The organism is Paenibacillus sp. AK002 (genome assembly GCF_053903045.1).
In genome coordinates, this window is record NZ_CP096377.1 from 2,804,781 (window position 1) to 2,822,183 (window position 17,403).

General features: G+C 51.5%; 13 protein-coding genes. 11 read left to right on the forward strand and 2 right to left on the reverse strand.

Annotated elements, in window-relative coordinates; all coding sequences use genetic code 11:
- Positions 1-3: 3 nt before the first annotated feature.
- Positions 4-231: a small acid-soluble spore protein Tlp gene (tlp, locus tag M1D70_RS12540; protein WP_009589405.1), complete on the reverse strand. Its 228-nt coding sequence runs from the start codon at positions 229-231 to the stop codon at positions 4-6.
- Between the two features lie 221 nt (positions 232-452).
- Between tlp and M1D70_RS12545 the strand changes: the two genes are divergently transcribed.
- From M1D70_RS12545 to M1D70_RS12560, 4 genes are all read left to right on the forward strand, one after another.
- Positions 453-1,751, forward strand: coding sequence for a YCF48-related protein (locus M1D70_RS12545; RefSeq protein ID WP_009589407.1), 1,299 nt, complete (start codon positions 453-455; stop codon positions 1,749-1,751).
- Positions 1,752-1,973: 222 nt separating this feature from the next.
- Positions 1,974-2,141 carry a hypothetical protein gene (locus M1D70_RS12550; RefSeq protein ID WP_456289991.1) on the forward strand — a complete coding sequence of 56 codons (168 nt, stop codon included), beginning with the start codon at positions 1,974-1,976 and terminating at the stop codon, positions 2,139-2,141.
- A 218-nt stretch (positions 2,142-2,359) separates the two neighbouring features.
- Entirely contained in the window at positions 2,360-2,776 is a 417-nt protein-coding gene (locus M1D70_RS12555) for a DUF2500 domain-containing protein (RefSeq protein WP_009589448.1), read from the forward strand.
- A 65-nt stretch (positions 2,777-2,841) separates the two neighbouring features.
- A complete protein-coding gene (locus M1D70_RS12560; RefSeq protein WP_456289992.1) occupies positions 2,842-3,591 on the forward strand; it encodes an SDR family NAD(P)-dependent oxidoreductase in 750 nt (249 codons plus the stop codon).
- Positions 3,592-3,702: 111 nt separating this feature from the next.
- On the opposite strand, the gene M1D70_RS12565 is transcribed toward M1D70_RS12560, so the two are convergent.
- Positions 3,703-8,097, reverse strand: a complete 4,395-nt coding sequence (locus M1D70_RS12565) for an Ig-like domain-containing protein (RefSeq protein WP_456290418.1) — start codon at positions 8,095-8,097, stop codon at positions 3,703-3,705.
- A 215-nt stretch (positions 8,098-8,312) separates the two neighbouring features.
- Between M1D70_RS12565 and M1D70_RS12570 the strand changes: the two genes are divergently transcribed.
- The 7 genes from M1D70_RS12570 (at position 8,313) to M1D70_RS12600 (ending at position 17,395) form a co-directional block, all read left to right on the forward strand.
- On the forward strand, positions 8,313-10,646 hold the full coding sequence (locus M1D70_RS12570) for an AraC family transcriptional regulator (RefSeq protein WP_009589370.1): 2,334 nt from the start codon (positions 8,313-8,315) through the stop codon (positions 10,644-10,646).
- A gap of 138 nt (positions 10,647-10,784) precedes the next feature.
- On the forward strand, positions 10,785-12,416 hold the full coding sequence (locus M1D70_RS12575) for an extracellular solute-binding protein (RefSeq protein ID WP_456289993.1): 1,632 nt from the start codon (positions 10,785-10,787) through the stop codon (positions 12,414-12,416).
- A gap of 86 nt (positions 12,417-12,502) precedes the next feature.
- On the forward strand, positions 12,503-13,462 hold the full coding sequence (locus M1D70_RS12580; protein ID WP_009589453.1) for an ABC transporter permease: 960 nt from the start codon (positions 12,503-12,505) through the stop codon (positions 13,460-13,462).
- 13 nt (positions 13,463-13,475) lie between these two features.
- Positions 13,476-14,357, forward strand: coding sequence for a carbohydrate ABC transporter permease (locus M1D70_RS12585; RefSeq protein ID WP_036665327.1), 882 nt, complete (start codon positions 13,476-13,478; stop codon positions 14,355-14,357).
- Between the two features lie 14 nt (positions 14,358-14,371).
- Positions 14,372-15,499, forward strand: a complete 1,128-nt coding sequence (locus M1D70_RS12590) for a glycoside hydrolase family 88 protein (protein WP_456289994.1) — start codon at positions 14,372-14,374, stop codon at positions 15,497-15,499.
- A 172-nt stretch (positions 15,500-15,671) separates the two neighbouring features.
- Entirely contained in the window at positions 15,672-16,307 is a 636-nt protein-coding gene (copC, locus tag M1D70_RS12595) for a copper homeostasis periplasmic binding protein CopC (protein ID WP_456289995.1), read from the forward strand.
- Positions 16,307-17,395 carry a copper resistance D family protein gene (locus M1D70_RS12600; RefSeq protein WP_456289996.1) on the forward strand — a complete coding sequence of 363 codons (1,089 nt, stop codon included), beginning with the start codon at positions 16,307-16,309 and terminating at the stop codon, positions 17,393-17,395. The genes copC and M1D70_RS12600 overlap by 1 nt, the downstream gene beginning before the upstream one ends.
- Positions 17,396-17,403 lie beyond the last annotated feature (8 nt).

Below are 17,403 nucleotides of genomic sequence, written 5' to 3' on the forward strand. Positions count from 1 at the left end.
AGATTATTCTCCTTGCTGGTGGGCAGCCTCGTCTTTAATCTCTTCCCGGAAGCCGGAAATACTCTTTTCGCGACGAGCATTGCGGTCTTGAATCTGTTCTTTCTCGCTTGCGGGAATCTCATCCCCGAACTCCTGAAGATAATCTTCCGCCTCACGGAAGTTCTCGATCGTGTTTTGGACGGCCTGCTGCAAATGTTCGACATTGTCTTCGCGATTATCAGGTTTAGCCATGAAAGTTCACCTCCTTGTATGTAATGACTTGCTCATTCGCACACCTCAAAAGTCTTCCATAATAGAAACATCCTTATGCATCTGAGAATGACGCTATCAAAAAAGCTACAGTATTGTAAATTTTGCAAGCCGGTTCTTTACATTTCCGTAGGATGTAATATGTTATAATGTCGAAAAAGCAGACTTGCCGGCATGACATCGAATAAGAGGAGGAAGAATTCTTGATATCTAGACGTTTTATATTCTGGCTCGGTATGCTGATGATGATTGTATTCACGTTAGCAGCCTGTACCTCAGAACCGATAAAACAACAACAGCAAACTTCTACTGTAGAAGACCCTCCTGAATCGATTGAAGATGAAGAAGAAGGTCAGACCATCACACTAGTAACGCCGGATACGGCCATGAAAGCACCTGAGGAAAAAAGCAAATATCAGATACATACACGGTTGACGGATTTCCATCTGCTCAGTGAGTCAACAGGGATTGCTTGGGGGATCACGAACACAGAACTGCGTCTCTATCAAACCCAAGATTACGGTGAGACTTGGGTTGATATCTCTCCATCATCCAATGTCCAATTCGTTGACAAGCTGGAGTATGGGAAAGACATCGTGTTCACGGATAAAAATCATGGTTGGATTATACGAAACAAACAGAGATCGGCCGAAACGATCCTGCTCAATACGACCGACGGTGGCGCCAGCTGGAAGCTCTCTTCGCTTCCGGAGACGGGAGTCGTCACGGCAATGTCCTTCGTTTCATCCCAGCAGGGATGGATTATGGCAAAAGGCGATCTCTCCCGGGGATCGGAAGAGAAGTCGCTGTTTCACACCAGCAATAATGGCGGATTATGGGATGAGATTATGCAGAATACGGAGTATCCAACATCCCGAATTCCGGGAAGCGTCATTCCGCGAACCGGATCCGTCATCGGATTAACGTTCACGGATTCGCTTGTCGGATTTGCGACCATCCGTGAAATGCAATCTTCCAAGTTGTATATAACACGTGACGGAGGACAGAAGTGGAAGTCTTCCGGCCAAGTATTCAAAAGCAAACTGCTGGATGCGTGCGGTTCCGTTTTTGCCGGGACGCCCAAGTATCTGGGCAAAGGCGGTAGCGGAAGCGAGATGTATATACCGGTTACCTGCGTGAAGGAAGATCAGGCGAACTATTTGGGTTACTTTACGGCCGATACGGGGAAGTCATGGAATTTAGTGTCGTTTCCCATGACGGGAAATAGCGGGAAGGGAACCATCCAGCCTGTCTTCCGTCGTCTGCATGACGGATGGAGAATGGTGAACGGCATCGTCTATCATACGAGCGACATGGGCAAGACCTGGACGCCATTCCCTAGAAGCAAGCTGCTGTCCGATAATCTTGCAAAATATCCAAATGTGGTCAAATTGCAATTCACATCGTCGGATGTCGGCTGGATGCTGATTGAAACGACGGACAAAAACCGATCGCGCCTGATGAAAAGCAGTGACGGCGGCGTAACCTGGCAGGGGTTGTAATACCGGCTAATAGCATACAAGCAGGATCTGATTCGCCAATCGAAAACGCTCTCGATGACGAAGGCTTTATCGGCTAAAACCAACGGTTCCGATAAAGCCTTTATAAACACAAAGAATTGTGAAATAAATCACAAACAATATTCAACCTGTATGCTACTATAAAGATGTAATCAGGTACGTCAAAATGTTTGGAAGGGGACGATCCTCATGCATACCGATCAAATGACGATAAATTTCCTTCGCTTGTGCTACCATTGCGATGATGCATGTTTATGTCAGACGGAGGAGCAATGCCTGGCTTGCTGGAATGAGCAGGACATGACACCGCAGGACCATGAAATGACGGGACAAGAAGAAACGATGAAATGGATGAGATTGGCTTACGATTAAGCGGGTATGAACAACATGAAGACAATGAATGGATCAGGGCGTTATAAGGTTCCATGAAGAAGCTGATGACTGGCAAAGTGCCGGCATCAGCTTTTTTTGACGCTCCCAGAAAGGGACAAGTTCTTTAAAATTTCAATCAAACTTTCCATGATGTAGGAGTTAAATTGTCCGACATAAAGCATATACATATTTCAAGACAAGGTGGAGGGGGGAGCCGTATGGGATCGGGGTCAGATTGGATGTTCGATTTTTTCGGCAGCGTTATGCCCGTGTTTTTCATCGTCGTCATCGGGATCATTTTGCTGTCGGCCGGTAAGGGAATCCTGCAATGGAGTCAGAATAACCGACAGCCTTTGCTAGCGGTCGATTCCAAAATTGTGAGCAAGCGAACGGAAGTGAAACATACACAGCAGACGGATGATACGATGTCGAGCCGTACTCGTACCACCTATTACTTGACATTCGAAGTGGAGAGCGGAGATCGCATGGAATTTGCCGTAAACGGCGAGGAATTCGGCATGTGCGCCGAAGGGGACGAGGGACTGCTTCGTTTTCAGGGAACCCGGTACTACGGATTCGTCAGGCACCCCAGAGCGCATCTTCACGTGGTCCGGGGTTATGAACAGCCTAAATAAGAGGCTGGTTCATTTTATGACGCCTTCTCCTGTGGTATATAATGTAGGAGAAGGAGGAGCTGCCTATGAAATTTCAGGATAAAACGGTCGTGATAACGGGCGCTGCGAACGGGATAGGCCGGGGATTGGCTGAGGCTTATGCGGCTAGCGGAGCTCGAGTGATAGTAAGCGATGTTCATGAAGAGCAGGGCAATCTGACGGCAAACACCTTGAAGGATCAAGGATTTCATGCCGTCTTCATCCCCTGCGATGTGAGGAAGGAAGAAGAGATTAAACGCCTGATGGACCAAGCGGACCAATATGGGGGCACCATCGATATCTTAATAAACAACGCAGGGGTCTCCCGATGGAAATCACCATATGAGCTTACGGTTGAAGAATGGGACGACGTAATCAACACGAACGCCAGAAGCTGTTTTTTGGCTACCCGCGAGGCTGCCGCATATATGAAAAAGAGTGGGAATGGCGGGGCTGTCGTCAATATATCCTCCACGCGTTCCATCATGTCCGAGCCGAATTCGGAAGCTTATGCGGCTTCCAAGGGAGCCATCGTTGCGTTGAGCCATGCCATGGCCGTTAGTCTGGGGCCCGATGGAATTCGGGTAAATTGCATAAGTCCGGGCTGGATTGAAACCGGGGATTATGAAGTGCTTCGATCCGAGGACCATAAGCAGCACCCTGCGGGTCGGGTCGGGATTCCGGCCGATATCGCCAAAGCCTGCTTTTATTTTACCGATCCGGAGAATGACTTTGTAACAGGGTCCCATCTGGTGGTGGACGGCGGCATGACCCGCAAAATGATATATGAACATTAACTTGTTGCATAGATAAAATAAAAAAGGATCGTCCCCCCGGGGACGATCCTTTCCTGGTTATAACCCGTATTCGCAAAACAGTGGCGAATATCTCAATATAGCCGCTTGGACTTAACGGACGGTTATAGCAATGGAATCCGTGTTGCCGCTCGTCCGGTCGGTTACGCTGACAACGGCATTTCCTCTTTGATTCGCGCGGGCAACTCCCTGTGCGTTAACGGAGATGATATGGGGGTTGCTGCTGCGATAGCTGAGTTTGGCGAGGGATTCCTTGCGGCCATCGGGGTGAAGAAGTTCAGCCCGAAGCTGCTGCGTTGTCTTGGAAGTCATTAGATCCTTGCCCAGCAGCCGGAGAAAAGGCTGATTTCCATCGAATACGGCCGTGACATGGAGCGTTTCAACGAATCCGTAACGTTGGTCCTTAACCGAGATCGCAGCGCTTCCCGGAGATATCGCCTTCATCCGTCCGGTTGAACTCACTTGAATGATATCCGGAGCATCGGATGTGTACGTCAGCTCTTCCGCCTGTTCACGCATCCCGCCCGGAAAGCCGTACCAGGCTTCGATTTGCCCCGATTCGCCCAGTTTGAGCTCATCCGAAGCTTCCACGCGCATTACGATCGGGGCTAGCGGGTACACGCCGACTTCGGTGAAGCTATTCCACGGGTTGGCATTATTTCCTTTGCCCAGTATCCGAATGTACCGGGCTGTCGTTTGCTCCACAAGAAAAGTTTCAGGCTGTACAGTCGTACCGGAAGTCAGCCCATTCTCGTAGATGGTCGACCATTCCTCGCCATCGACGGAGGCAAGAACATCAAACCGGTTTTTACGGGTATCCCCTAAATATATGGCCAGCGAAACAGCGCCCACTGGCTTCAGCTCACCCAGGTCAAGCTGTACGTATTCCGTGCCCGGCGCGGACCAGCGAGTGCTGAGGTTGCCGTCGACGGTATGTTCCGGAATGTTCGCCGATTCGGGAACGGCGCTCGCGGTAACCTGCTCCACCTGATATTTTAGATGGTCCGGCGGTTCGCCTATGGCGGGATTCCGGGTGAATTTGATGGTATATCTATTGCTCAGATTCGGTTGAGCGTCGTTCTGAATGACGATGGTTGCCGTACCCGGGATCGTTTCTGCCTGATCAATGGACACGGCATGCTCCGCTTCGGCCGTCATCACAGGCGGAGAGGGAGCATCAAACGGAAGTCCGACTTCATAATACGTGAATTCTGGACGAAACCCATGGAGCGGCATTCCGTCCATTAATAAACGGTTAACCATAGGTCGGGCTGCCGGTTCGGGCAGATCGCCGTCAGGTATGGTCCATTCCAGCAGAGGAGTATACCCCGTCTCCGCTGGAGGTATCGGATCGTTTGCGTATAAAGGAACCATGCGAACGGACAACCGGACATTCTGGACGTGCTCCAGGTGTATGGTCAGCTTGCGCATGCCTTCGTTGCTGGATTGGCCATCCGGATTCGGGGAGGTCGCCAGCGGCGCTGCATCCATGACGGAGAACCGGGCACCGGCCGGTCCTTCGACCAGCTCAACATACAGCCGCTTATCCAGTTGTGAAAGAATGGCGGCGCGTCCATTCGCAACAATCTCCACGTCCGCTCCGGTGTGCATGAACCAATACAGCTCTGAAGGAAGCTTCAGTTTCATCTCATCCTGGACGACCAGTTCGCGTCTATCGGCGGAGAGTTTCATTCCTCTTAACATCTCGCCTGCGTCTTTCCGGTACAGGTCGGTCATATCCAGAATCGTATAGGCTCCTCTTAGCTTCGATTCCTTTTTTATCGTAACGGCTGTGCCGTAAGGCTCTTGCTGAACAATCGGATTCTGGACGGGATTGATGACGATGGTATTATGTCCCTCGGTTTTTTTGCGGTAATACGTCCAGCGATTATAATTGTAATCCCAGAAGCCGGGCAAGCTGTAGGATTCGTTCCCCAGATCGGATGCCCACCTTACGCCCAACGCGTCAAAAACGAAGGTACCGCCATCCAGATCGTTATGGCTTCGCATCGTTTCGTTAACGCCTTTCATGGAAGCAAACAAGGCATAGGGATCATCCCATGCGCTCCGCATGGAGGCCGATTCAATGCCGGTGAAGAAACGATCCAGCTCCGTCGGAGCCGTTTCAAACATGCCAGGCTCGTAAAACACCAGATACAGAGGGTGGAAGTAGCCCTTGCGCTCATACAGATCGCCAATAAACCAGGCGTATTCAGGTTTATCGAAGAACGAGGCGAACCATAAGGATTCATACATGTTGTAGCTGACGCCGCCATCATAAAAATTGAACACGCCGCCTTCGCCTAGCAAATGATACGGATATGCGCCCGATGCCTCGTATCCCGGCAGCAGGGATAGCCCAAAATCGGTGCCCAGGCTTTTATTCAAGCCTTGAATATACATGGCCAAGTATTGGCCTCCATAATGCCAATAAGCAGGACCTTCCGGCCAAGAACCGTCCTCCGTATAGTGACGGAGCGCATATTGCAGCTTCTGAAACGTGCTCTGGATGACTTCCAGAGCCTGATCCTCGGTCTCAGGCTCATCCGCAACGGTTAACGCAAGCAGGCCAAGGCCTCCGTTGTCTACCAGGTTAATGTTATTGTGCTCCCCGTTATGGCGGAATTCACCCCGGTACCAATCGAGCGCGACAGCAAGCGCATGATCCCGAATCGCCGCATTCAATTGGGCTCGCTGAGCTTCATTCAAATCGTCGTATATCCAATCGTAGGCCAACGCAACGGCAAAAGACAATTCGGACAAGGCAAGGATATTGTTGGTTCTGCCGCCCCAATCGGGGTAGTGCGTCATCGCCTCCAGTTCCTGCCACGCACGTTCGGCATAACGGGATTCGCCGGTCAAGCGATACATGAGCGCGGTCGGAATCAAGCGGTCGCGCAGCATGTAGGCATTGCCCCCATTAGGTTGGTAGGTTAGCGGCGTAGTCGCAAGGACGGGGTCTGCTTGATTTCTCAAGAGTTCTATCCACTCCGTCATATAACGATCTCCGCTTGCCAGCAATTGCTTGGAGCGGTTCAAATCGTCCATGGATGCGAGAAGACGGGGATGGGAACGGGCGGATGCATGTAGCGATTCCGAAATTCGATCTGCCGTCGGCCCGACAAAGACCAGCATATCGCTTTCCGTACGTCCGCCACGTCCATCTTCAGCCGATACGCGAAAACGGTCGTACCCCAGATAGTCTTCATTGGGAGCATATCGATAAGTACCCTCGGCATCCACTTGAACCGTACCCTGTGCGGGCGGTGCTTCAAGCTTCCATGCGATCGGATCTCCATCCGGATCCTCCGCTTTCTTGAATTGGCCGGAAAGGGAGGTGTTCATCGTCGTATAACCCCATTCCAAATCCAGCAGGGGAGCAGCATTCACAGGGGTAACGTGGATCGTGCCCTGGCCGAATTTGGCGCCGCCCGTATCAGCCTGCAGGGCAGCAAACTGGAAGCGGTCCGCTCCGCTAAAGCCGCTGTCGGGATAGTAGGTAAAGCTGCCGTTCTCCTTTACGGTAATCATGCCGTGCGCAGGCTTGGAGATGAGGAGATACGTAAGGTCGGCACCGCTGCTGTCGAGCGCGGACAGTTGCCCGAGCAAAGCTTGGCCTTGAGCCGTTTCGCCTTCGTAATCGTCCACCAGCAAGGTGTCCGGCGCATTGACGCTAACCGCCATTGAGGAGGTATGAGCACCGTCATAAATCACTGCCGTTACGGTTGCAAATCCTGTGGAAAGGCCGGTTACGTCACCTTGATCCGTCACTTCCACGACTTCCGGATTGGACGCAGACCACTGCAGCTGAGGGGGAGGTGACGAGCCTGGCTCATAACGGACGGAAGGTGTTATGGTCTCGCCCGTATTCAGATAGGCCACATCCGGTTCGATCGCGATGGATTGAAGCGGCTCCTCAACCAACACATCGTCAAACCAAGCTTTGCCCGTTCCGGTTTCCAGAAACAGCTCAACGGTCAATAGGGGCGGTGAGGCTGCATTATCCGGAACGGTGAACAGCTTCTCCATATAGGTCCAGTCTTGGGTGCCCTTGAGCGTTCCGACATGAACCAGCACATTGCTGGTGCCGGTTCGCTTCATTTGATATCGAATGAGCGCGGCATTGCTGACGGACTCCGTTTTGACCCAGCCGCTGATCCGATACGTTTTCCCGACCTCTACCGGGATGGACTGGGTTATGGCTGCCCGGCTGGCCGTTCCTGCGGGACCTTCGATGCTGACCGATTGTTTCCCGGACTTGAATATTCCCGAATCTACTCCCAATATGGGCGAGCCTGTTGGAAGCCACTGTCCCCAATTTGCCGGCTTGATTCCGCCTGACCAGCTGGACCCCGCCTCCGTTGCCTCAAAACCGCTGTTCACAAGCAAACCCTCCTGTACCTGATCTCGTTCGCCCTCTGCCCATGCCAATGGGGGCGGCAAAAAGCCATGAAGCCCCGTAATCAGCATGAGTACAATCAGAGCCATTCGTTTCACATCCATTCCCTCCCGACTGATATCGATTTCCGGTCATGAAACCGGATCACTTCCATCGTAGAGGAAGCCGCAGCGTTCGAGTATGATACAATTTCGTGATGCATTAACATTTTTGAAGAAAACCTGTTCATGTTAAATAAAAACAGTATGATGTAATTAATGTAAGTGCGGAAAGAACACATCTAAAGAATGGAAGGAATGAGGGTATGGGGAAATTGACGACAACCACTGCAAGAAATGAGCGTTCCAATCGCGTATCCGTGTTCGTTACGTTGCTCATGTCCTATCTTGTGGTACTGCTGATCCCAGTCATCGTGTTCTGGGGTCTGTATACCCAAATCGAGCGAATTATGATCGAGAATGCCAACAACTCCAACATGGCACTCATCGAACAGGCCAAGCAGGTCGTGGACAGCCGATTGGATGAAATGCATTTGATTTCCCGAAACATTACTTCACATCCGAGACTGGATGCGCTGTTAAAGGCAGGATCCCCTCAAAACGGAGCGGAGCACTACAATTACTACACCTTCATGCAGGAAATGCAGCGGTACCGAAACAGCAGCAGTTTTATCACCGATTTTTATGTATATCTTGATGAGAGCGATACGGTTCTCAGCCCAACCTTAAAAACGACGTCCAGCGTCTTGTTCTCCGATATCTACGGATATGAAAGCTTAACCTTTCAACAATACCAAGCGGATATACTGCGCGGCGTTCATTTCAACCGGTATCTGCCCGTAACGGAGGTCGGCAAAGGCCTAAACCAGAAACGAATGCTCACATATATGCAAACGCTTCCATTTGGCGAGAAAAACAACCCCAAAGGCGCCCTTGTCATGCTGATCGACGAAAGGCAGATTACAGGCTTGCTCGAGGAGATCGTGAAAACCAACAACGGAACGATATCCATTAAGGATGCCAGCGGTCAAGTGATCCTTCGTGCCGGTGAAACCGGAGTATCCAATATGAGTAAAGCTGAGGATAAGCAGGCCGTCATGACGGTATCGTCCAGATCCGCGCGCAGCGGGTGGGAGTACGTGTCGGTCGTGCCGGAAAAAGTGTTTATGGAAAAGGTGAATATGGTCAAACGAATGGCCGCCGGCGTTCTGGTTATCTGCCTGGCCGCCGGAGTTGCCGCTTGCGCGTACATGACGTACCGGGCGTATTATCCCTTGCGCGACATTATCCGCTTTATCCGCCAATCCCATCCGGTCAAGGAAGGAAAGGTACGCAACGAATATGATTTCATCAAATCCACGATGGCCGATTCCTTTGGCAAGCAGACGGAGATGAAGGAGCAATTGTCGAGGCAAACGCCGGTGATCCGGTCCAACTTTTTGCAGCGTTTATTGAAGGGAAACGTGGATGCGGCCGATATGTCGGAGCATGCCCTGGAATTCATGGGGATATCGTTTCCGTTTCCCGGCTTTGCCGTTGCCCTGATCGAGCTGAGGGATGCCAGCGGGTTCATTCATAACGAACGGGAAAGCGAATGGGCCCTGATCCGCTTTGTCACCGGGAAGGTGGCCGAAGAAATTCATCCCTTTACCGCGTATTCCGTGGATCTGGAGAAGAACCAGGTTGCCATAATTCTGAATATGCCGGAACCTCTGCAGGACAAGGCGGGCGAGCTGTACGATTGGGCGGAACAAGTGAAGCTGGTGATTGAACAGCGCTTCAAATCCGAGATCACGATCGCGATCAGCGATATCCGTTCGGATCTTGGATCTTTGGCCAGCGGATATACCGAAAGCTTGAAGGCGCTGGAATATTCCATTTTTACGGCCTATAAACCGATTTTATTCTACGATGAAATGAAGCAGAAAACGGGGGTGTATTATGATTTTCCCATTGAGACGGAAATTCAGCTCATTAACGCCATGAAAAGCGGGGATACGGATAAGGCTCAGGATATCATTCAAAGTCTGTACCACAACAACTTCAGCGGTCAATCCATCTCGCCCGAGCTCGGCCGACTCATGTTCGCGAACCTGCTCAGCACGATGTTCAAGCTGCTCAATGCCTTAAATTTGAAATACGAGGACGTATTCGGTCAGGCAGGCAAATCGATCGAAGACATTACCGAAGGCAGCACGGTAGAGGAGCTGTACCGGGAAGTGAAATGGATGTTCGGCCAGGTCTGCCTGTACGTCAGAGACCAGAGAGGCGATTCCTCCTCGCAGCTCCTGGATAAGATAAAAAGCTACATTGCAGAGCATCACGACGATGCCATGATCAGCCTGGCTTCCATTGCCGAGCAATTCGATATCACGCCGCCCTATCTGTCGGCCTTCTTCAAGAAGAACAGCGGGACCAATCTGACCGATTACCTGGCCAAAATTCGGATCGAGCGCTCCAAGGAAATGATGCGGGATGCCAAAAATACGATTTCGCACATCGCCCGTTCCGTCGGTTATACCAGCGATGTCGGTTTTATCCGGGTATTCAAGAAATACGAAGGGATCACCCCGGGAAAATACAAGGAAACCCTGCATTCCCTATCATCCACCTTAAGAAATGATCATCTCAATTCTTAATCGCTGTATATGGATCCAGAAACTGTACGATATACGTTGAAAGCGCTTCAGCGTTAATATTTGAGTCAGGGCCGGCATCAACTCGGCCTGAACATTTCGGATGATCATTCATTTAGGAAAAAAGGGAGGCGTCGTGATTTGAAAACAAACCGGAAACGTATGACGAGGCTGGCCATATTCATGCTGATTGTGGCTATGATTGCAGGGTGCAGCGGAAAAGGCTCGGGAGCCGAGGAGCCTGCCGGCGACAAAGGCAAGGAGGGAACGGGCGTTGCCTCAGGCGGAGAAACGGGGTATCCCGGCCAGCTGACCTATTGGGTATCGCTGAATGCCAACGCATCGGCAACGATGCAGGATATGAACGGCATTGCCGCCTATCAGGAAATGGAGAAATTAACAGGGACCAAGGTTAAGTTCCAGCATCCGCCGGCAGGGCAGGAGGCCGACGCATTCAACATTATGGTCTCGTCGGGCAACTTGCCGGATGTCGTGGAGTATGGCTGGGCCAACGTATCCGGAGGGCCGGATAAAGCGATATCGGACGGTTCGATCATTCGCCTGAATGAGCTGATTGAAGAGCATGCTCCGAACTTATCGAAACTGCTGAACGAACACCCGGAATACAAAAAGCTGATTACGACGGATGATGGAAACATTTACGTTTTCCCGTTCATTCGCGGCGACGAATATCTGCTGACCTTTAACGGCCTTATCATCCGCAAGGACTGGCTGGATCAGCTCAAACTGCAAGTGCCGGAAACAATTGACGAGTGGTATGAAGTATTGAAGGCAATCAAGACCCAGGATCCCAACGGGAACGGCCAGGCGGATGAAATCCCACTCCTGCTTGATATGGATATGACGGGTATCAACCATGCGTTTGTCGGCGCGTGGGGAATTACGACAGGATTTTATCAGGTGGACGGGAAGGTCCAGTATGGCCCTATCCAACCGGAATTCAAATCTTATTTGGAGACGATGAGCAAATGGTATGCCGAAGGCCTGATCGATCAGGATTATGCGGCAACGGACGGGACGCTCAAAGATGCCAAAGTGACCAACAATCAAGTGGGTGCCTTCTCCGGATATATGGGCAGCAGCCTCGGCCGCTATTCCGAGCTCATGCTAAAAAGCAATCCGGACGTCGAACTGGCGGGCGCACCGAACGTTGTGCTGAAGAAAGGGGACACGCCCCTTCTTGGACAGAAGGATTCGCCGTTCAACGGATTTGGGGCCGCTGTGACGAAAGCGAACAAGTTCCCGGCGGAAACGGTGAAATGGCTGGATTACAAATATGGGGAAGAAGGGCATATGCTGTTTAATTTCGGGGTTGAGGGAGTCAGCTACGAGATGAAGGACGGATACCCGACCTATACCGAAGAGGTGATGAAAAATCCGGATGGGCTGTCAATCACCCAAGCGTTGTCGAAATACAACCTGGCCAGTTATTCGGGGCCTTTCGTTCAGGATCGCCGTTACGTCGAGCAGTATTCTGCGCTTCCTCAGCAAAAAGCGGCCATTGAGACATGGATGAAGGCGGAGAACGACCGATTGATGCCGATTATTTCGCCAACGGCAGAAGAGAGCACGCGTTATGCCTCGATCATGAACGATATTAATACGTATTACGAAGAGATGATCAACAAATTCATTATGGGCGTGGAGCCGATCAGCGGCTTCGATCAATTTGTCCAAACGGTACAGGGAATGGGGATCGAAGAAGCGCTTCAGATCCAGCAGTCTGCGCTGGACCGATTCAACAGCCGGTAAGTTTTGTAAAAGCGCATGAAGAGGGAGAACAGGGGCGATCCTTTGCCTTCTTCATGCGGGTTATTTTTCACAGAGGAGGGCATACGGTGCAGCTAAAGGAAGAAACAAAACGCATGACGATACAGAGTAAATCCGAGAGCTTCAGCGCAAGAGCAGCGAAGGACTTTCGCCGGAATTCCACGATCTACCTGATGCTGCTGCCGGTTGTGGCGTTTTATGCCGTGTTTCATTACGGACCGTTATACGGCCTGCAGATTGCGTTCAAGAACTTCTCCGCAGGGCTCGGCATCTGGAATAGCCCATGGGTCGGCTTTCAACATTTCAGCGATTTTTTTAACGGATTTTTCTTTGAACGGGTCGTTTCCAATACGATTATCCTTGGCGCGTACGATCTTATCTTCGTATTTCCCGCCTCCATCGTGCTGGCCTTGATGCTGAACGAGGTGCGACATCGGATCTTTAAGCGGACCGTACAATCCATTACGTATATTCCCCATTTCATTTCCGTTGTCGTTGTTGTCGGGATGCTGGTGGATTTTTTGGCGGTGGACGGCCTGATCAACCATATCATCACGTACTTCGGCGGCAAGCCGATTTCGTTCATGCGGCTGCCGGAATGGTTCCGCACCATCTATACCTCGTCCGCCATCTGGCAAGGGATTGGCTGGGGCTCCATCATTTATCTGGCAGCCATCTCGAATATCGATCCGTCCCTGTATGAGGCGGCGAAGGTGGACGGTGCCGGCCGCTGGAAGCAGATGCTTCAAATTACGCTTCCGGGCATCCTGCCGACCGTGATCATTCTGCTTATCTTGCGGATCGGTTCCTTTATGGCGCTGCAGGATGAGAAGATCCTGATCATGTACAACCCGGTCATCTACGAGACGGCAGACGTGATCGGGACTTATGTCTACCGCAAGGGGATACTGGAAGCAAGCTACAGCTTCAGCGCCGCTGTCGGCATGTTCAATTCCTTGATTAACTTTGCGCTGCTCATTGGAGCCAATTATCTCAGCAAGCGGTTTACCGACACGAAGCTGTGGTAGAGAGGGGGATCTCATGCGAACTACTAGATCGGTCAGTGAAGTCCTGTTTGATTCTGCGAATGTCATTCTATTGTGTTTGTTATCGATCATAACGTTATACCCGTTTCTCTACGTATTGTTTGCTTCGATCAGCACGCCGGCCGAATTCGTTCAGCACCGGGGCATCCTGCTGTGGCCCAAGGGTTTCTCGCTGGATTCCTATCGGATGGTATTCGAGAACCCGAATATCATCCGAAGTTACCTGAACACGATATTTTATGTGGTCGTCGGCACGACGCTGAACATTCTCATGACGGCTCTCGGAGCCTATGGCTTATCCAGGAAAAACGTGATGTGGAAAGGCGCCATCATGATGCTGATCGTGATGACGATGTTTTTTGACGGCGGGCTCATCCCGAAATACCTGCTCGTGAAAAATATGGGTTTGCTTGATACGTACTGGGCATTGATTATTCCAAGCGCCATGACGACATGGAACTTGATTATTATGCGAACGGCATTTCAAGGGGTACCCGATGCGCTCGAGGAATCCGCGCGGATCGACGGAGCCACCGACTGGACCATTCTGTTCCGGATCATCATCCCGTTATCGCTGCCGGTCATTGCGGTCATGGTGCTCTTTTACGGGGTGTGGCATTGGAATAAATGGTTTGATGCCCTCATCTATTTAAGGGACCGGGACTTGTTTCCGCTGCAGCTGATCCTGCGCGAGATTCTGATCCAGAACGATACCAGCAGCATGATGACCTCGGTAGGAGGGGGAGATCGGATGCCGGTTGGCGAAACGATTAAGTATGCAACGATTATGGTGGCGACGCTGCCGATCTTGTTTCTGTATCCGTTCTTGCAGAAATATTTCGTGAAGGGCGTCATGATCGGCGCCATCAAAGAATAGGAGGTATGTGAACCATGTGGGAACAGGCCATCATGGATGCGGTAGAAAAGACCAAGAGGAACATCGGTTTATATCCGATGAAATTCCCTCACATCACGGCGGAGAAGCGATACGAGTGGGGAGAAAGCAATGACTGGATTGAAGGATTCTACACCGGGATGATCTGGCTGTGTTATGAATATACGAAGGACCCGTTGTTTAAGGATACGGCAATCGCTCAATTGGAGGATTACAAGGCGCGGCTGGAAGAGAAGCGGCATCTGGATCATCATGATATCGGATTTCTGTACCTGCCCTCCGCATTGGCCGCGTGGATCGTGGAAGAACATGAAGAGGGCAAACAGCTGGCGCTAAAAGCAGCCGACCATCTGATGCTGCGCTGGCGGGAAGAGGGTCAGTATATTCAGGCCTGGGGCCGGAAGGGCGACGAGAAGAACGGCGGCCGTATTATCATCGACTGCATGATGAACATACCGCTGCTGTGTTGGGCGTATGACCAAACAGGCGACGAACGCTACAAACGCGTGGCCGTCGCGCACGCGGAGAAGAGCCGCCGTTATTTAATGCGAGGGGATGATTCTTCATACCATACCTTCTACTTCCAGCCGTCGGACGGGAAGCCCATCGGCGGTGGGACGCACCAAGGATATCACGACGGCTCCACCTGGACGCGCGGGCAAGCATGGGCCGTTTACGGATTTGCGCTTTCCTACCGTTATACCCGTGATCCGAAATATTTGGATACCGCCGTGCGAGCCGCCCGCTATTTTATCGAGCATTTGCCGGAAGACCATGTCGCCTATTGGGATTTTGACGTTCCGATCGAAGCGGGTACACCTCGCGACAGCTCCGCTTCCGCCATCGCCGCATGCGGGATGCTGGAGATCTTGGAGCACCTGGAAGAGGAAGATGGCAATAAAGGGCTATTGACAGACGCCGTAGAGAAGTCCATGATCTCCCTTGTAAACCGTTATTCCACCATCGGTGAAGCTGCCGAGGAAGGCTTGATCAAGCATGGTTCCTATTACGTCAGAGGCGGGATGGGGCCGGACGATTACATGATCTGGGGGGATTATTATTATCTCGAGGCCTTGCTGCGACTGACCAAAGGGATACCTGGCTATTGGTATGAGAGAGTATAGTAGAACCGGATCCGTGAACTATAACGGGGATGCCGCAATCTGTGCGGCGTTCCCTTTTTTGTGTAAAATAGGATAGGACATTGTTCACAATATACTCATTAGCATTGATGGAACGTCTTTGTTATGATGGGGAAGATTCAAATTTAAGATAAATGGTTTGGAGGAGATAGGCATGTTGAAACATGTGAAAACTTCGGTTCTGCTGACCTTGGGTCTGCTGCTTGTACTGGTGTTCCCAACAGCAACGTGGGCGCATTCCAAGCTGGAATCCAGTACGCCCGCCGCGGACGCCAAGATCACGGAAAGCGTGAAGGAAGTCAATCTGTCATTCAATGAAAATATCGATGAAAATTTAAGCACCCTCAAGGTGAAGAATGCGCAAGGCGAAGCGGTAGAAGTATCGGAAGTCAAGGTTAACCAGAACACCATGGCTGGAACGCTGGCAGCACCGCTTCCATCCGGTTCTTACACGGTGGAATGGAAGATCGTTGGCGGAGATGGACATCCCGTTGACGGAACGTATGCTTTCGAAGTCGATGCACCGGAAGCGGAAGCTGCTCCTGAGACTCCTGCCGACACCGAAGAAACGCCTGCGGATACAGGAAATACACCGGATGAAACAGCACCGGCGGATGATACAGCCGCAGGCAACGCAGATCAGACGGCGGATACGAATCAGCAGGCGGAGAACACGCCGGCTAATGACACATCCGAAGGAAACGGGTCGACCGTGTGGATCGTCATTATCGTCATCGTGGCCGTTGTCGCAGGATACTTTGGCATTAAAGCATCCCGGAAGAGAAAGTAATGTCTTATTATTGGTTAAGCGAGCCGTTTTTATATTTAGCATACGCCATTCTGGCCGGGATCACGGTGCTGTCCCTGGTACCGAAGGCTTATAAGCCGGATATTTCGGTACCAGCCTGGCTCGGGCCAGCGGCGGGGGCAGCCATCATCCTATTCGGATTTGTGCCGCTGCTGCAAATCATCATGTTCTTCAAGGATGATATCGGATTCTGGCAGTCCTTTAACAGCATCATGTTCAAATTCAGCGAGGGCGAGCGTTATGCCTGGATACTGGTTCTTTCGATCCTATTGGGGGTACTGACCCTGATCGTCCGCCGGAAACCCGGCTCTCCCTTACGCTGGCTTATGCCCGCTGTTCTGTTGGGCATTGCCGTCGCCATGTCTTCGTTCAACCACGCTGCATCCCTGTTCGATGGCGCTGGACAGCTTGCTTTCTTCGGCCATTTCACGGTGATGGCCATATGGACGGGAACGCTGCTGCTTACAGGATGGTTCAGCACGGAACATGATCGCTGGAGTACGTTTCTCCGATGGTTCCATCCAGTAGCCATCGCCTGCGTCATCCTTGTCATCGGATCGGGTCTGTTCCTGATGACGGCCGTGACGCCGGAACCCGTAAACAGCTGGACGCTGTCCTACGGTCAAGCCCTGCTGGTCAAGCATATTCTCATTCTGCCGCTGCTGGTGTTCGCGTTCGTTAACGGTTATCTCGTCAAGCGCAAGCTGCGCAGGGATACAAGCTATCGACCTGCGGCATGGGCACGAAGCGAGGGAATCCTGATTTGGCTGATTTATATCGTCACCGGCTACATGAACCAGCAGCCGGCGCCGCACGAGGTCGTGGATACATTGGCGTCATATGGTCCTGCAGCAACGTTTGTTTGGTTCCATCCCGGGTTTACGATCGGTGAATTGGCCTTTACTTGGAGCTGGATCGGGATACTCTGCCTGTGCCTTGGGCTTGGTCTCCTCTGGAATGTCGTGAACGTATTTCGCAGGAACCGGGCAGCAGCCGTCGGGCTGTTAAGCGGGATAGGCGCCGTTGTGCTGATTTATTGCGGTCTGATGTTCTCGGTTACCGCCGTTTAATTTGTTTT

Bases quoted from the DNA above. Each gene is read 5' to 3' on its own strand.
- M1D70_RS12570 (WP_009589370.1), top strand. From the start codon at position 8,313: ATGGGGAAATTGACGACAACCACTGCAAGAAATGAGCGTTCCAATCGC.
- M1D70_RS12565 (WP_456290418.1), bottom strand. From the start codon at position 8,097: ATGGCTCTGATTGTACTCATGCTGATTACGGGGCTTCATGGCTTTTTG.
- M1D70_RS12590 (WP_456289994.1), top strand. From the start codon at position 14,372: ATGTGGGAACAGGCCATCATGGATGCGGTAGAAAAGACCAAGAGGAAC.
- M1D70_RS12600 (WP_456289996.1), top strand. From the start codon at position 16,307: ATGTCTTATTATTGGTTAAGCGAGCCGTTTTTATATTTAGCATACGCC.
- tlp (WP_009589405.1), bottom strand. From the start codon at position 231: ATGGCTAAACCTGATAATCGCGAAGACAATGTCGAACATTTGCAGCAG.
- M1D70_RS12585 (WP_036665327.1), top strand. From the start codon at position 13,476: ATGCGAACTACTAGATCGGTCAGTGAAGTCCTGTTTGATTCTGCGAAT.
- M1D70_RS12560 (WP_456289992.1), top strand. From the start codon at position 2,842: ATGAAATTTCAGGATAAAACGGTCGTGATAACGGGCGCTGCGAACGGG.
- M1D70_RS12555 (WP_009589448.1), top strand. From the start codon at position 2,360: ATGGGATCGGGGTCAGATTGGATGTTCGATTTTTTCGGCAGCGTTATG.
- M1D70_RS12550 (WP_456289991.1), top strand. From the start codon at position 1,974: ATGACGATAAATTTCCTTCGCTTGTGCTACCATTGCGATGATGCATGT.
- copC (WP_456289995.1), top strand. From the start codon at position 15,672: ATGTTGAAACATGTGAAAACTTCGGTTCTGCTGACCTTGGGTCTGCTG.